General features: G+C 69.0%; 18 protein-coding genes. 4 read left to right on the plus strand and 14 right to left on the minus strand.

Annotated elements, in window-relative coordinates; all coding sequences use genetic code 11:
• From ACX80V_RS17060 to ACX80V_RS17125, 14 genes are read right to left on the minus strand one after another with little or no spacing between them, the layout of a single operon-like run.
• Nucleotides 1-393 carry a GPW/gp25 family protein gene (locus tag ACX80V_RS17060; RefSeq protein WP_485844131.1) on the minus strand — a complete coding sequence of 131 codons (393 nt, stop codon included), beginning with the start codon at nt 391-393 and terminating at the stop codon, nt 1-3.
• Nucleotides 390-719 carry a hypothetical protein gene (locus tag ACX80V_RS17065; protein ID WP_485844132.1) on the minus strand — a complete coding sequence of 110 codons (330 nt, stop codon included), beginning with the start codon at nt 717-719 and terminating at the stop codon, nt 390-392. Before ACX80V_RS17065 ends, ACX80V_RS17060 begins: the two co-directional genes overlap by 4 nt.
• Nucleotides 719-1,225 carry a phage baseplate assembly protein V gene (locus ACX80V_RS17070; RefSeq protein ID WP_485844133.1) on the minus strand — a complete coding sequence of 169 codons (507 nt, stop codon included), beginning with the start codon at nt 1,223-1,225 and terminating at the stop codon, nt 719-721. The genes ACX80V_RS17065 and ACX80V_RS17070 overlap by 1 nt, the downstream gene beginning before the upstream one ends.
• On the minus strand, nt 1,225-2,313 hold the full coding sequence (locus ACX80V_RS17075; RefSeq protein WP_485844134.1) for a phage late control D family protein: 1,089 nt from the start codon (nt 2,311-2,313) through the stop codon (nt 1,225-1,227). The genes ACX80V_RS17070 and ACX80V_RS17075 overlap by 1 nt, the downstream gene beginning before the upstream one ends.
• Nucleotide 2,314: 1 nt before the next feature.
• Nucleotides 2,315-2,590 (minus strand): hypothetical protein, encoded by a 276-nt coding sequence (locus ACX80V_RS17080; RefSeq protein WP_485844135.1) that lies wholly within the window; start codon nt 2,588-2,590, stop codon nt 2,315-2,317.
• A 7-nt stretch (nt 2,591-2,597) separates the two neighbouring features.
• Nucleotides 2,598-3,296 (minus strand): hypothetical protein, encoded by a 699-nt coding sequence (locus ACX80V_RS17085; protein WP_485844136.1) that lies wholly within the window; start codon nt 3,294-3,296, stop codon nt 2,598-2,600.
• Entirely contained in the window at nt 3,293-3,589 is a 297-nt protein-coding gene (locus ACX80V_RS17090; RefSeq protein ID WP_485844137.1) for a hypothetical protein, read from the minus strand. Before ACX80V_RS17090 ends, ACX80V_RS17085 begins: the two co-directional genes overlap by 4 nt.
• Nucleotides 3,586-5,451 carry an ATP-binding protein gene (locus ACX80V_RS17095; protein ID WP_485844138.1) on the minus strand — a complete coding sequence of 622 codons (1,866 nt, stop codon included), beginning with the start codon at nt 5,449-5,451 and terminating at the stop codon, nt 3,586-3,588. The genes ACX80V_RS17090 and ACX80V_RS17095 overlap by 4 nt, the downstream gene beginning before the upstream one ends.
• Entirely contained in the window at nt 5,448-6,701 is a 1,254-nt protein-coding gene (locus ACX80V_RS17100) for a Pvc16 family protein (RefSeq protein WP_485844139.1), read from the minus strand. Before ACX80V_RS17100 ends, ACX80V_RS17095 begins: the two co-directional genes overlap by 4 nt.
• 3 nt (nt 6,702-6,704) lie before the next feature.
• Nucleotides 6,705-7,541, minus strand: coding sequence for a hypothetical protein (locus ACX80V_RS17105; protein WP_485844140.1), 837 nt, complete (start codon nt 7,539-7,541; stop codon nt 6,705-6,707).
• On the minus strand, nt 7,534-8,310 hold the full coding sequence (locus ACX80V_RS17110) for a hypothetical protein (protein ID WP_485844141.1): 777 nt from the start codon (nt 8,308-8,310) through the stop codon (nt 7,534-7,536). The genes ACX80V_RS17105 and ACX80V_RS17110 overlap by 8 nt, the downstream gene beginning before the upstream one ends.
• Before the next feature lie 8 nt (nt 8,311-8,318).
• On the minus strand, nt 8,319-8,828 hold the full coding sequence (locus ACX80V_RS17115) for a phage tail protein (protein WP_485844142.1): 510 nt from the start codon (nt 8,826-8,828) through the stop codon (nt 8,319-8,321).
• Nucleotides 8,829-8,837: 9 nt separating this feature from the next.
• Complete coding sequence (locus ACX80V_RS17120) at nt 8,838-10,460, minus strand: phage tail sheath family protein (protein WP_485844143.1); 1,623 nt, start codon at nt 10,458-10,460, stop codon at nt 8,838-8,840.
• Nucleotides 10,461-10,479: 19 nt separating this feature from the next.
• Nucleotides 10,480-11,337, minus strand: coding sequence for a hypothetical protein (locus ACX80V_RS17125; protein ID WP_485844144.1), 858 nt, complete (start codon nt 11,335-11,337; stop codon nt 10,480-10,482).
• A 224-nt stretch (nt 11,338-11,561) separates the two neighbouring features.
• Between ACX80V_RS17125 and ACX80V_RS17130 the strand changes: the two genes are divergently transcribed.
• From ACX80V_RS17130 to ACX80V_RS17145, 4 genes are all read left to right on the plus strand, one after another.
• On the plus strand, nt 11,562-12,302 hold the full coding sequence (locus tag ACX80V_RS17130; RefSeq protein ID WP_485844145.1) for an SLOG cluster 4 domain-containing protein: 741 nt from the start codon (nt 11,562-11,564) through the stop codon (nt 12,300-12,302).
• 427 nt (nt 12,303-12,729) lie between these two features.
• Nucleotides 12,730-13,035, plus strand: a complete 306-nt coding sequence (locus tag ACX80V_RS17135) for a hypothetical protein (RefSeq protein WP_485844146.1) — start codon at nt 12,730-12,732, stop codon at nt 13,033-13,035.
• A 332-nt stretch (nt 13,036-13,367) separates the two neighbouring features.
• The gene (locus ACX80V_RS17140; protein WP_485844147.1) at nt 13,368-13,790 is read left to right on the plus strand and encodes an FG-GAP repeat domain-containing protein; all 423 of its coding nucleotides are present in this window, start codon (nt 13,368-13,370) and stop codon (nt 13,788-13,790) included.
• A gap of 56 nt (nt 13,791-13,846) precedes the next feature.
• Complete coding sequence (locus tag ACX80V_RS17145; protein ID WP_485844148.1) at nt 13,847-15,418, plus strand: hypothetical protein; 1,572 nt, start codon at nt 13,847-13,849, stop codon at nt 15,416-15,418.

A 15,418-nucleotide genomic window follows, 5' to 3' on the forward strand; every position in this document is an offset into this window, starting at 1 on the left:
TCAGCCCACCTTCACCGTGACGCTGTCGGGCGTGCGCGCCTCGACGAGCGAGTACGACACCGTGATGAGCATCGCGCCCTCGTCGAGACCGCTCGCGGGTGTCGAGGCGCCCGACACGACCTCGACGTCGATGAGCTCGACCTGGTCGGCGAGCCAGCGGTCGATCGACTGCTGCACCTGGATGCGCACCGTCGCCGCGAGCGCGTCGGACTGCGGCGCGAAGATGAGTCGGCGCAATCCGCAGCCGAATTCCGGCAGGCACACGCGCTCGCCGGGGCTCGTGAGCAGCAGCTGCTTGACCAGCTGGCTCACGTGGTGCGCGTAGTCCGTGCGGGCGATCTGATGGGATGCCGCGTCGACGCGCAGCGGGTGGGCGTAGTCGTGCCGGATCACAGTCCGCTCACCGCCGTCTGCGTGCCGACGATCTGCACGGGACCCTGCACGGCCTTGTCGCCGGCCCTGCAGAGCCCGACGCTGTCGGTCGTGAGCGGCTGATCCTGCACCATCGTGGAGCGCTGGGCCGTCACGATCCACTCGACCGTGAGGCAGGGATGCGGCGACCCGGCGACGTTGAAGACGCAGCCGCCGATCGGGAAGCTGTCGCCGGCGAGCACGACGGGCTCCCCGCCCATGCGCACTTGCGTTGTGCCGGGCACGGGCATGACCTTGCCGCCGTGGGGGCAGAGGAGGCTCGCGGACGCGGCCAGGAACGTGCCCATCACGTCACCTCCAGGGCGCCGTCGTTGACCGACACGCTCGAGGAGGTGACGGCGACGGATGACGAGTCCCGCTTCGTCGTGACGCCCGACGAGTCGAAGACGATGCTCGCGCCGTTGGCGTCTTCGATGCGCAGCTCGCCCGCGTCGTCGTCGAACACGATCTTGAGGCCGCCCGCCGTCGCGATGACCCGCACCTGCTCGCCCGCGTCTTCGGGGATCTCGTCCTCGAACCAGAAGCATCCCGTCCAGATCGGGTAGTGCACGTCGCCGCCCTCGAACTCGATCCAGACGCCCGAGCCGACCGCGGGGAGGAACGCGAAGCCCTCGCCCTTCCCCGCGAACGGCACGCAGGGCGTCGCCCAGGCCGGCGTCTCGGCGAGCACGGCCGGCACCGTCGCCTTGACGCGCATCTTGGTCGCATCGACCTCCTCGACGATGCCGCGGTACTTGCCGTAGTAGCGGTGCCGCAGCTGGTCGGCGAGCTCGTAGAGGAGTGGATCGGTCATCACGCCTCCGGTCCGACGGTGTTGCTCACGAGGGCGAACGCCATCATGTGGGCCTGGGTCGAGAAGGTGTGGCGCACGCTCCACACGAGGTACTTGCCAGAGAGGAGCGACCCGCAGCCCTCCACTGTGACGACCTGACCGACGCGGAGAACCCGCTTCAGGACGTTGACTTCGGTGGTGCCCTCGCAGCGCACGAACCAGTTCGACTCCCGCAGGAGGCCCGCGCTGCGGTCGGGAAGCTCGGTCGTGTCGGCGGCGGCCGTGAGGAGCACCGTGCGCTCCTTCCCCGCGAAGTCGGCGAGTGTGCGGGCGTCGAGCGGCGACAGGCCCGAGTCGCTCGTCGCGGCGCTGACCCCCGTCTTGTCGTTGTCCGCGAGGCTCACCTGGCGCGTCTCGACGGACGTGGGGCGCGAGGCATCCCATGAGAAATCGAGCACCGGCACGGCGGAGGTCGCCGGATCCGTCACGCCGATCGTCACGACCGAGTCGGCGTCGAGGTCGGGAGCGGCGAACCACCCCGACCGCACGCCGGCCATGTCGCCGGCCGTCACGCGGAACCACCGGCCCGTGCGGCGCGCGAGGCGGCGGAGGAAGTCGGCGTCCGAGTCGCGCTGCACGAGGGCGTGGTCGTCGTCGCTGTGCGTCGGGCCGGGCTCCTTGCCGTTGGCGGATGCCGCGACGATGCCGTAGGTCGAGAAGATCTGCTCCGCGACATCGGCCTCGGTCATCCCCGACCACACCTTCACGTGCTCCGTCATGCCCATGAGCACCGTCGCGTCCTGACCCCAGACCTCGACGTTCGCACCGGCCGTGCCGCTCGGGAGGTGCACCTTGTGCGTCAGCACGTAGCCGTCAAAGATGCACTCGTCCGCGGCATCCGGAGCCGTCGCCACGACCGCGATGTTGGCGTAGGGGCGCAGCTTGGCGTCGCTCACCCACGTGAGCTCTTCGTCCTTGACCCCGACGGGCAGCGTCAGCGAGATCGCCCCGGGGAGGTCAGCGTTCTCCTCGACCTCGAGACGGCTGATCTGCTCGTAGAAGTCCTTGTCGACGGGTGTGCCCTCGAAGAGCACCTGGTACTCCGACATGTCACCTCCCCAGTCCGGGGATGCCGATGAGGTCGTGCGTCGCGAGCGCGTCGGGCGACATCGCGTCGTTCGCGTCGCACAGGAGCCATGCCCGTGTCGCGTCGCGCGTGTACTGGTGGGCGATGACGTCGAGGCGCTCGCCGTCGGCGCGCCGGTGCCAGCCGACGAGCCGCGTCGCGGCAGGTCGTGCCGCCTTCGTGACGGTCACGACCGTCCCGTCAGCGAGCGTCACCTGGTAGGTGCCGGCGTCGGCGTAGCGGCTGTCTGACGTGAACATCGCGGCCTCAGATCGGGAGCATGCCGAGCACGGAGTCGGCGGAGTTGACGAGGTTGGCGACGGCGAGCGCCTGGCGCAGGCCGTGGGTGTAAGTGTTGGCCGCCTTCGCGAGGGTCTTGAGGGTGTCGGCGTTGTGCTTGAGCTCCTCGTCGGTGAGCACCCGCAGGGTGATCTGCACCTCGGCCTTCACAGGATTGAGGATCGTGTCGTAGAGCCGCTCTGTGACGGTGAGCGCCGTCACGCGCACGGGCACGATGCGCCCAGGACCCCAGACGAAGAGGCAGGTGTTGATGGTGGATGCCGGCACCTTTCGCTTGACGCTGTCTCCGCCGCCCCCTCCGATGAGCGACGTGACGGTGCCGAGCAGGCCGCTCTCGGTGTCGGACGACGGGAAGAGCAGCATCTCGAGGGCCGCGAGCCGCGAGGCGACGCCGCTGATCGTCGCGAGCCCGCCGGAAGCCCCTCCTTCGGCGATCGAGTCCGCCGCGTCGAGCGACAGCGTGAAGCTGAACGATTCGCCGGGGTTCCCCTCGACCGCGAGCGGATTGGTGGTCGTCTGGTTGGGACCGGCCCTGGGCGCTTCGGGCTGCGTCCACGCGTGCGACATCGTCTCGGGGTTGTACTGGAAGACGATGATGTTCGGGATCGGGATGAGCGGCGTCGGCATGAACTCGACGATCGCGCCCCGCAGGTAGAAGCCGCTCATGGTCGGCCACCCGTCATGGCGGGCGCGCTCGATCTCGGAGTGCCGGACCCGGCGGAGCGGCTCGAGGCCTCGGTCTTCGTCTCCGCTCCCGTGATCGCCGCCTCGATGGCCCGGGCGACGGCCTCGCGCAGGGTCGCCAGGCCGCCGGTGCCGGGCTGCGCGACCTCGACCCGCACGGTGCCGGCGGGAGGCAACGCCATCCCGGCGATGTCCTCGGCGAGGAGGCGCGCAAGCTCGTGGGCCTCCGCGTCGCTCAGGGGACCGGTGTGCAGGGTCAGGCGGTCGATCCTCACGACGCCACCACCGTCCCGTCGGAGGGCACGGCGACCCGCAGGACGGCGCCGCGCTTGCCGAGCTCCCGACGGGATGCCGCGACCACAGTGTCGAGGGTAATGAGGCGCCCCGCCTGCCGCGCGTCGAAGGCCGCTCCGAGCGCGATCGTCGTGATCTCGGCGCCCGTGAGGTCGAGGTGGGTGGCGAGCCACTCGTGGTCGAGGTGGTCGGTGACGGGCACTCCACGCGACGTGTGACTCGGCAGCGCCGACCGCCACAGCCGCAGCCGTTCGGCGTGCGCCGGGGCGACGAAGTCGACGACGGTGCGCAGCCGCCGGAGGAAGGCGGGGTCGAGGTCGCTCTTGCGGTTGGTCGCAAGCACCGCGACCCCCCGGAACGAGTCGAGGCGCTGCAGGAGGTAGTCGATCTCGATGTTGGCGTAGCGGTCGTGCGCGTCGCGCACCGCGGTGCGCTGCCCGAAGAGCGCGTCGGCCTCGTCGAAGAGCAAGAGGATGCGACTGCGCTCGGCCTCGTCGAAGACCGCAGAGAGCTGCTTCTCGGTCTCGCCGATGTACTTGCTCACGACCGTCGCGAGGTCGACGCGGAAAAGCTCCAGGCCCAGTTCCCGTGCGAGCACCTGCGTCGCCATCGTCTTGCCCGTGCCGCTCGGACCGGCGAAGAGCGCCGTCACGCCCGAGCTCGAGAGTGCGAGGCGCCGGAACTCCCACTCGTCGAGCACGTCCGACCGAAGCCGCACCTCGACGAGGAGGCGCTCGAGGGCGCTCTCGACGTGGGCGGCGACGACGAGGTCGCTCCACGAGTACGGCAGGGGGACGCGCTGCATCGTCGAGAGCGACCCTTGACGCACGCGACCGGCGAGCACGAGCGGCGCCGATCGCCCCGCGCGCGCCGCCGTCTCGATCTCGGCCGGCGTGAGCTCCCAGTCGCTGACCGCGGCGGGGGGATCGAGGACGGATGCCGCGCCCCACAGCTCCCGACGCTGCGCCGTCGTCGGGCTCGGCAGGTCCCACCGCAGCCGCACGAGCCGGCCGTCGCTGCGCGGCGCCGCTTCGCACGCGACGAAGGTGAGGCGCTCGTCGTCGATGGCGACGGCCTCGTCGAGCGCCGCCGCGACGACCGCGACACCGCCCAGGAGTCGCGCCGCGCGCAGGCCCCGGATGCCGCTGCCCGCCGTGACGAGCACGGGTCGGCGGCCGATCTCCCCGGCGAGCTGCGCGAGCAGCGTCCGCCGTCCCGCCCCGGACCGCCCGACGAGCTCAACGACGGCCGCATCCAGCGCCACGAGCGCCTCCATCATCTCGGCCAGGAGCGCGGGATGCAGGCACTGGAATTCGCCGGGGTCGATCGGCTGCGCCTCGCGCCGCACCGCGAGCCAGTCGGCGCCAGTGAGGAACGCCGCGATCTCGGCATCCATCGCCCACGGCGTCGTCGACTGCCACTCGCCCTGAGGGACCGCGAGCTCCCAGCGCGCCACCGCCGACGCGGGACCGGGCTGCGCGCCCAGCGGCCAGCCCCAGAGGAGTGCCGCGGCGGCGGGACTCGCGGCGGCCGGCATGGCCGTGTCGTCGAGGTAACCGAGCACTCGCGGGAACCGGGGGTCGAGCTCGCACGCGCTCACGACGGCGAGCCATTCGACCTCGAAGGCGTCGAGGCCGAGCGCCTCGACGAGGCGGGCCCAGTGCGGATCAACCGCGATCGCCTCGTGCACGGCGGACGCCTCGGGCACGGGCTCGACGGCGCGCGGCGCGAGGATGTCGTCGATGGCGGCGTGGATCGTGGCGCCGTGGGTGCTCCACCGCTCGCGCTGCTCGGCGACCCGGGCCGCGGCCAGGTCGCGCAGGGCGCCGAGCCACTCGCTCATGTCACCACCGCCCACTTGACGGGATCGGCTTCGATGTCGTTGGCGCGCAGGCCCACGAGGTACGTGCCCGGCGTCGTGCCCGCCGGTGCCGAGAAGGTCAGCGTCGACCCCTGCAGCCGCCACTGGCCGGGCTTGGGCGCGCCCGACGTGATGCGGGTCAGGGCGGTCGCTCCGAGCCGCAGCAGCACGCCCGCCGAGGGCACGTTCCCCGCCGTGACGCTGAACCGGCCTTGCGCGTTGGCGGTGACGAGGGGTCCGCCCGCGGGATCGATCCACGAAGCGACGTTGAGGGGCACCGCGTTCGATTGCCACCCCGGGTCGCTCGGCCGCGTCAGCACGACCTCGTGCCGCCCGGGCACCGGCGCACCCCCGCCCGTCGGCGGCGTGAGCCTGAAGGGCGGATCGCCGGCCGTAACCCACGTCGCCGTCACGTCGGTCTCGGTGCGCGTGCCGCCGGGGTACGACACGAGCACGACGTGGTCTCCCGACAGCACGCCGGCGCCGTCGAGCACGACTTGCTGCGCCGCCGCGGCGGGTCCGGGCGCGGGGGCCGTCGTCGCGGGAGAGAGCTGCACGGACTCGTCGATCGGCCCCGGCGCGGTGTAGACCAGGGTCCGGCGCGTCGAGAAGAGCCGCGCGGGCGCGGGCAGCGGCGAGAAACCGGGCGCCGCCACGAGGTTCACGACCTCGGGGTTCGGCGCGTCGGCGGGGAGCGTGTCGGGTGTCAGGAACACCACGCTCACGCGGTACTCCGCGGTGGTCCGTAGGGGCAGGCCGAACGCCTGCCAGAGCCGGCTGAGCTCATCGAAGTTCGGCGCCTCGAGCACCACCGTCGCCTGGCTCGGCGTGATCGCGCCCGGCAGCGGCGTCGGCGCGTTGATCTCGAGGATGGCATTGTCGTGCAAGGCCTGCATCGCGATCCCGAGGATCTGCTGCTCGTGCACGTAGCTCGTCTTCGACTTCGCCGAGACCATGTACCAGAGGTCGAGGCTGAGGGGCTCCGAGGCGACGGGCGGAGTCGTGCCGTGCTGCGCGGCCTGCGACCAGAAGCTGTTCGCCAAGTGCTTGTTCGGTGCGACATGGAAGAGGTAGACGTTCAGCTCGCTGTCCGACAGGCCGGGGTTCTGCGGATGCTGCCCCGACACCGTGACTGAGAACGGCGGCGGCACTCCGCCGAAGACGGGGCTCGTGCTGACGGCGTCGGTCAGGAGGTCCCGCAGGGTGTCGGTGACGATCGAGAGGTCGCGCATGGCTCACGCCTGCCCGAAGCCGTACGGCTGCGCGGGTCGGCTGAGCCGCTCCGGCCGTGCCGCGGGTGCCGCGACGACGCGGGCCGGAGGGACGGATGCCGCGACCGGCGCGAGCACGGGCGGCTGCGTCACGAACACCTCGATGCTGCCGATCTCGACTCGGGCCGGCTCGGGGGCGTGCGCGGCTATGGGGGCGGGCCGCGCGAGCACGACGGGCGTCGGCTCGGTCCGGGCCTCCCGTGGCGCCGGCGCCTCGTCGCGGGCCGTGGGCTGCGCCTCGGTCGCGGGCCGCTCCGACACGACGGGCAGTGCGGCCGGGAACCGGCGTGCGAGATGCTCGAGGCGCTTGAGCGAGACCTCCGTCCCGGCCGGGAAGGTCGGCACCCAGGTCGGCGTCGTCCGCGCGGTGGGGGGCTCGACGGGCCGGGCCGCGGGCGGGGTCGGCGCTGTCGGCGCAGGCAGGGGCGGGGCATCCGTCTCCCGCAGGACCGTGCGCTCCTCGATCCGCGAGATGGGGGCGGGCTCGGGAGCGGTGGGCCGCTCGGCGCGCACGACCGTCACGGCGGGTGGTTCCGGATGCCGCGGCACGGCGACCGAGAGCGGCGACGGGGGCGAGGCATCCGCCGACTGCTCCTGCGGCGGCACGGTCACGGGCAGAGAGGCGAGGCGAGTGCGGTGGGCTGAAGTGACGGGGACGGCGTCGAGCGCCTCGGGCTCGTCCGACGGTTCTCCGAGGTGCGTCGGCCCCCAGTCGGGCTGGGCCACGGCATGCACCGACGTCCGCGCGGCGGGGCGGGCCGAGCGGACGAGCGCGTCGAGGTATCCGCGTGAGCTACGCATCGGCGAGCTCCCGCGTGCGCGCCTCGGGGAGGCGTCCGGCGATCGTGCCGGCGTAGCGACGGCGGCGTGCCGAGGGGAGGGCGAGGATGTCATCCTGGCTCCAGCCGTAGGCCGTCGCGATCAGGTTGACGTCGTCGTAGACTGTGATCGCATCGCGGCGGAGCTCGGCCATGCACAACTCGCGCGCGTCGACCTCGAGTTCGAACGCCCCGCCGCACTCGGGGCACGTCCCCGCGACGGCGGCATGCAACGTCGGGGCCAGCCGCGCCATTGCGGCCCCGATCGAGCGGACCGTCGCCGGGGTCACGGGTCCGCGGACGCATCGCGCGAGGAGGGCGGCCCGGGCATCGAGGGATGCTTCGACCGCCAGCACGTCGCTGGCCGTGGGCACGAGGAACTCGGCCGAGCCGTTCCGCAGCCGGAACCACCCGTCGCCGACGGGTTCGGCACGGCGGCTCGGCCGCGGCCGGTGGTGGGCCGCGTAGGCGGCGAGGCTGAACCGCACGTCGACGGGTTCGAGGCAGCGCACGCAACGGCCCTCGGCGACCATCGTGTCGCCGCGGCGCTGGCGGCGGTCCCAGACGACGAGCAGATCGACGTCACCGATCGGCAGGTCGTGCGCCCCGATCGAGGGGTCGAACCGGACGGCGCTCCCGACGTACTCGACAGCGCCCTCGAGTCCGAGGGCGCTGTCGGCGAGGGCGATGTCGTCACATCCGGTCGCGGGACGCCACGTCGCCTGGACGCCGGAGATCGGGAGCGCGAGCATGGCCTCGCTCAGTTCTCCTTGGGCTCGGCCAGTGACAGGTCGTGCTCCCAGCCCTCGTTCTCGAGCTTGATGTGCTCGATCGCGACGGCGTTGGTGCCGGCATCCAGATCCGGGAGAGCCTGGAACTCCGAGACCCACGCACGGTGTACGAGATAGCGGTGCACGGGCTGGCCCTGCTCGTTGAGGAGCTCGATGCGGATCTCCTTGCGGAGCTTCGAGAGTGACGACGACGGCGCGCCCTTGTCGAGCACCTGCGCGGCGTTGGCCCACTGCTCGAACGAGTCGTCGTGCGTGACGCCGCGCTCGAACGTGATCGGCTCGTACTTGCCGCGGCCGATGCCCTTGCGGATGATCGCGTTGCCCCCCTCCTTGTACTCGATGACGTCGTGCGAGCGCTTGAGCGAGCTGACCTTGCTGACCCCCGCGACGGGCGAGGTCGAGGTGTCGAAGTACACGAGGAAGCGATAGCTCTTGTACGGATCGAACCGCGAGACGTTGACGCTGAACGGCTTGGGCATGACGACTCCTTAGGACTGCGGCTGGCCGGCCAGCTGGGCGATCTTGATGATGACGAACTCGGCGGGTTTCACCGGTGCGAAGGCGACGACGATGTTGACGATGCCGTTGGCCTGATCGTCGGGGGTGGTCGTCGTCGCGTCGCACGTTACAGCGAACGCCTGCGTCGGCGTCGCGCCCTGGAACGCGCGCTGGTTGAACAGGCCGAGCATGAAGTTGTCGATCGTCGTCTTGATCGACACCCACAGGGGCGTGTCGTTCGGCTCAAAGACGACCCAGCCGAGGCTTGCGACGAGCGACTGCTCGAGGAAGAGCGCCATGCGCCGCACCGGCACGTACCGGTACTGCTGGAAGGCCGGGTTCGCCGACACGAGCGTGCGCGCGCCGAAGACGACCGTGCCGATGCCCGGGAACGTCCGCAGGCAGTTCACCCCGAGGGGGTTGAGCGTGCCCTGCCGAGGGTCGGTCATGCGCCCCGACGGAGCGACGCCCGTCGCGTTCTGCACGAGCGCTTCGAAGCCCGCGGGCGCCTTCCACACGCCGCGGTTGGTGTCCTGTCGCGCGATGACGCCGGCGACGAAACCCGACGGTGGCACAAGCAGCGGCCCCCCCGTCGACGGGTCCGACGTGCGGAGGTACGGGAAGTACAGCGCTCCGTTCTGGCTCTTCGCGATCGTTCGCCCCGGCACCTCGTCGTTCATGATCGCGCCGATCATCGGCAGCGGCTCTCCGGTCTTGTCGGCGACGGCGTCGGCGGGTGGGTCCATGATCATGAACGCCCGCTTGCGCTCGGCGACCGCGAGCGCGGCCGAGGTCACGCCGTGGTCCCAGATGCCCGGGGTCAGCAGCAGGTTGAAGATCGGGATCTTGTCGAGCGCTTCCTCGGGCTCGAACGCACGCGTGAAATCGCCCGGGCTGAACGACGTGAACGGCGCTGCCGGCAGGTTCGTATCGAGCGGCGTCGCGCCGAGCGCGGCGGGCCACGTCGTCGGGTACGCCGCCGTCGGTGCGACCGTGACGAGACCCGAGACAAGGGATGTCGCGGTGCCGAGGCGTGCTTCGAGGGTGTTCTCCGCGTCGCCCGCCAAGGGCGCCGGGTTGAGCGTCACGCGCCGGAACGTCTCGGCCCGGCCCGCGTACGAAAGGGTCAGGTCGGCGAGGTCGAGCACGAGGGGTGCCGCGTCGGGATCGCTCGCGCGCAGGTTCGTGATCGAGACCGAGAGCGGATGCTGCGCATCGACCGGCTCCCGGCCCGTGAAGACGATGCCGTTGGCGCCCGTGCCGACCTGCAGGCTCGGGGCCACGACATCCGTCGTAAGTCCGCCGCCGAGGATATGCCACTGCGGCAGCAGCGGGACGACCCAGGCGATCGCGCCGCCGTTCGCGAAGAACTGGTAGACGGCGCGGCCGACGTCGTCCGCGAGCCAGCCGACGTTGAACAGCCCGCCGAACTCGCGCTCGTAGTCGGCGAAGCTGAAGATCTGCACGGCGGCGCGGTGGTGCTGCGGCTTCGTCTTGAAGGGATGCGTGTACCCGACGAAGACCGTCACTGACGTGGGTGCAGCCGTGATGGTGCGGGAGTTGCTGAGGATCTCCTCGACGTACAGACCCGGATAGGTGGGTGTGATGGGCATGCGAGTATTCCCCCCTGGGTCACGTGTAGAGCAGGGTGGCCGCCGCGAAACCAGCGGCTCCGCCGGATAAGTGCGCGGACGAGTCCGCCGGAAGCGCCCCACCGCGCGGCGGTGGAGCGGCGGAGACGAGGTAGGCGACGGGATCGGCGAGGTCTCCGAGCGTGAGGAGCGTCACGGGGGTCTGCGCGCCAGCCTCCTTGCTCGAGTCGTACGTCGCAGTGATCGCGAAGGTTGCGCCGTCCGGCGTTACCTCGTACTTCAGCCCGCCCTTGCCGACGTAGTCGTCGCGGGGGAGCAGTGTGCAGACGATCGCGTTGTCTTCGTCCTTTAGGTCGACACTGGTTTTCTTCTCCATCACTCCGAAGGATGCGACGGGTGGCTTCTTGCTCGCAGCTGCCGACCCTGATTTGATGGCGACCAGTCCCGTGGCGCCAGGTGGATCGCCCTTTACACCCGTGGGCTTGTCGACACCAACCTTGTGTGCGGCGGCATTGCCGTCCACCAACTGCCCCCAGGTGTCGACTTCCGTGGCACTCAGTTTGATTTTGGCGCTCAGCGCCGGTTTGTCCTTCTCCGTCTTCACAGTCACCGTGATGCCGTTACCCTCGGGGCCGGGATGAGCGGCGGTGAGCGCCAGCGCGGGCGCCGGTGGAAGGCTGGCCTGGGGCGTGAGTTCGCCGGCGGCCGCCTTGGTTTTCGCAAGAGCGAGAAGAGTTGCTTGTTCTCCGGCGTCGAAGGCGGCTTTCCAGATCGCCTTGATCTGCACCACTGAGCCCCTGAACTCTAGAGCAGACAGAGGTACAACCTGTTGACCACCAGCGGTTATGGTGAAGCAAAGCGGGGTGGCGCCGGTTACATCGGCGGTCGCGTTTGCCATGGCAGCACTCCGATCATTATGGATGGCACCCAGTCTCGCCCCCGATCCATCACCGGAGCGTCACGTAAGCGTCACGGGGCTGTTGCGGCGGACGTTGTGATTCGCTCATAGGTGATCTCATACCGTCGGCACGCGAGAGAGGGTATGGACATCGTCGACTTCGGCGTTGGACGATATCGTCGGTGACCTTGCAGCATAAGCACGCTCCGCTAGGGGAGATAGACATGCCGATCGATCCAGCACTCCGCGTCATCGCGGTCTTCGGAAGCAACTCCCCGAACGACCAAGAGTTGGCCGCAGCTAAGCTGATTGGTGCACAGATCAGCAAGGCGGGGGCGGTACTTATGACCGGAGGTGATCTGCAGGTGGACCAAACAGGATCCGTGAAGAACGCAGCCATCCTGGCAGCCAGTAAGGTCGAGTCAAAGGGGCGGTCTGCGTCTTGGATAGGTGTCGCCAACGAGAGTCAAGCGGCAAAACCCCAGTGGAGAGGTCCGCGGTCCTTGGTCGTGACGCCTGGATGGCGTCATCGGCGCAACCTCGTAGAGGCCTGCCTATGCGATGCCGCCATCGCTATCGGTGTCACGAGCGCTGGGACCGCTTCTGAGGCGCTGTTTAGTCTTTATCTGGGACGACCACTCGTCGTTGCCGGCGACATACCGGAGGCCGAGAGGAATGCCCAGAGGCTGTATCACTGTGCGGCGACGCGGATTCCGCCGCCACAATACCGGGCCATGGCGATCGATCGCGGCATCCTCGGCGCCTACACCTGGGCCAGCGAGACTGATGCTGTGTTTGACGTACAGCCGTTGCCCGTTGACGCTGCATCCGCCAGCAGCCTGGCGAAAAGACTCTTGGATCAAATAACTCAGCACTCACCTCGCCCCGACTTCGACGAACTGGTAGGAGAGGCAAACTGGGACCGTTTCGTGATGAAAGCCCTCCGTGCCGCGGGTCGAGCGTAGCCGCAACAAGTTGGGCAGAGTTGGCTATCGGAAGATGAGGTGCCATGCTCACCAATTATCAAAGGAATTTGCGATGGGTTGAGGTGATCCGGCTGTCGTGATCGATTTCAAGCGTCTTGCCCGGAGCGGGCCGAGGCGGTGCAGCAGCGGCTGGTCCATCTCACCGAGCAACATACTGAAGATTCTCAGTGACGGCCACAAGGCCGCGCTGGGCATGCGCCTGATGGATTCCGAAGCTCAGTGTCTAGGCCGGGCTGGTGGAACCGGAACAGGATCCGCACCAGCAGATCATCCACAACCCCACCGAGGATGACCTTGCCCGGGCCGATGCCGCCATTGTCCGAGCCGCGTACCGGGTGGACCGTGAACACCTGGACCGGATGCCCGCGCTGAAGGTTATCGCCAGGTCCGGCGCGGCACCGACCTCGTGGACGTCGCGGGGGCGAAACGCCGCGGCATCCCCGTGGTCATTACGCCCGGGAGCAACACGGCGGCCGTCGCTGAAGGCGTGTTCTCCCACCTGCTGGCATTCGTCAAGAAGCTGTCGACTCTGACGTCGCTGGGAGGAACTGTCGCTGTTAAGGCCAGGGCCGCCTCACGGTGTCGTCGAGCATCTGGCGACCCTGGCGCTCGTAACGGACGACGAGAGCGTCGTGGACCTGCGCTGCCAGTTTCGGCGATTGGCCTGCCCACCATCCTGACAGGCAGTGATCGCCCTGAACCGCGGGCGTAGTAACGCAAGAGTAACGGCAGCGGACTCTTAATGGACCGTGAACTACTTTTAGGATCGCGTTCAGGCCCCAAGTCGTGCATGTGACTGATTCTTTGCAGGGCATGCGTCCTGTGACGGAGGAGGTATGCGAAATGAACTCGTCAACCGGTCTCCCTCCGCCTCTAGCTGGTCGGGACTATGTGTGGAATATGAAGCGCCGCGGCGCAGCCGACTCTCTGCTGTTATTTGACGCTGGTCCGAAGGATTGGTGGACAGGGTTATTCAATAATGGAGCTCTGTCGTGGAATTCCATCGGCAACACCAACGGGTTCGGGAACCTGCTGGAAGGACACATGTTCTGGACCGGGGACTTCACCGGCGAGGGCCGCACCGACGTGCTGTTCTACTACCCCGGTGACGGCAACTGGTTCCTGGGCCGCTCCGACGGCAACCAGCTGACGTGGAACTTCGCCGGCAACACCAACGGGTTCGGGAACCTGCTGGAAGGACACATGTTCTGGACCGGGGACTTCACCGGCGAGGGCCGCACCGACGTGCTGTTCTACTACCCCGGTGACGGCAACTGGTTCCTGGGCCGCTCCGACGGCAACCAGCTGACGTGGAACTTCGCCGGCAACACCAACGGGTTCGGGAACCTGCTGGAAGGACACATGTTCTGGACCGGGGACTTCACCGGCGAGGGCCGCACCGACGTGCTGTTCTACTACCCGGTGACGGCAACTGGTTCCTGGGCCGCTCCGACGGCAACCAGCTGACGTGGAACCATGCAAGTCAAGGTTTGCCGGCGGGCGCGGTGCCACCGGCGGCACCGGTGGCACTGGGCCCGCCGGCGGCCGAGGCGCCGGCGGGGCGGTACGGCGCCGCGGTACAGCAGCTATTCGACAGCGACGACATTGTTCGAGAAGCACTGCGCGACAGACTGGTTGACGTCACCGCACAGTCTCTGGACTTGCGGAGGAAGGCGGCGACCGCGTTTTCCGGCTTTTACCCGAGCCGGATCTCCACCGCTGACCGGGAAGGCTCCTCCTACCTTGCGCCCGGCGACGACCTTGTCGAGCTGCTGACCAAGCAGATGAATGTAACGTTTCAAGAGCAGCGGGCTGTGCCCACCGCGGGCCGCTTGCGCCTGCACCTTTCGCCCAAACTGCTCAAGCTCATCGACACCACCAACGCGAACGACCAAAGGGTAGGGCACATCTCGCTGGACGCGCTCCTCAAGCTGGTGCGCGGGTCGGTGCCGCTGCCGCCGACCGATCCGGTGTCAGCGTCCCATGCGCCGGCCCGCGCCGACGAGCTGCTCACGGCGATCACAGCCCCTCCAGCCGAGCCTCAAGCCGGTGATGAGGCCGCGGACCCACCAGCACCCGAGCCGTCGAAGACGACGAAGACGACGACGAAGGACGAGCCCAACCGGCCCGAGGTGCTCGCCAAGATCAAGGAATTGCTGGCTGCGATGCGCACCCCCGAGACCGCCCCCGTCTTCGAGGTGCCCGCACGTGCCGACCAGGGCACGGTGCGCGAAGGCCTGAGCACCTTCGAGCTACGCTCCGGCCCGGCCGACGTCACCAGCTACCACGACTTCACCAACCTGCAGATCGCGTTCCAGGGCGTCTGGACCGAGATCTTCAACGGGCAACTCGAAGACTGCGGCAAGAAGCTCTACGAAGAAGCAGTCAAGCTGAAGACCTTCGCCCGCCTCGACGCGGAGGCGCAGTCGATTGACACCCTCGACGACCTCAAACGCCTGATGGCGGAGGTGCGCGACCTCGCGCAGATCACCATCGATGCCACCCCAGGCGAGATCCGCCCCCCGACCACGGCTAGCAGCCCGGTCAGCCAGAGCACGACCGCCGTCGACGTGGCGAAGAACGTCCTGCTCGGCGGCCCCACCAACGACCCGCTGGTCAACACCATCCTCAACCCAGGCGGCGCGCTGATCAAGGCGATCGGCAACCTCTTCGCCGGGAAACCACAGGTCACCTGGGATTCGTTCCCCGGCCCGCTGCCAGTCGGGAACGACGTCATCACGGTGCGGTTCGAACCCGACGCCGTCCCGGCCGGCACTGTCGAATTCGTGATCGAGAACGGCCCACAGGCCTGGTGGTGGAAGGGCATCGAGTTCCGGGAGTTCGACACCCGCGGAAACGAGATCTCAAAGTTCCTCATCTCGAACGACCCCCGCGACCCCGGCGTGTGGCAAGCGGAAAGCTACAATCGACTACCGCTCTACACGCCGCAGCTCCCCAACGGTGTGCTCGAGTTCCAGAAGGCCGCGCCCGGCCTCGGTTTCGGAGTCCACACCGGCTACTACCTGCTCGCAGGCCTCCCGGACAAGATGCCGGACCGGACGCGAGCGATCTTCCGCTGGGAAAAGGACTCCTGA

This window comes from Pseudarthrobacter arbutini (genome assembly GCF_054510915.1).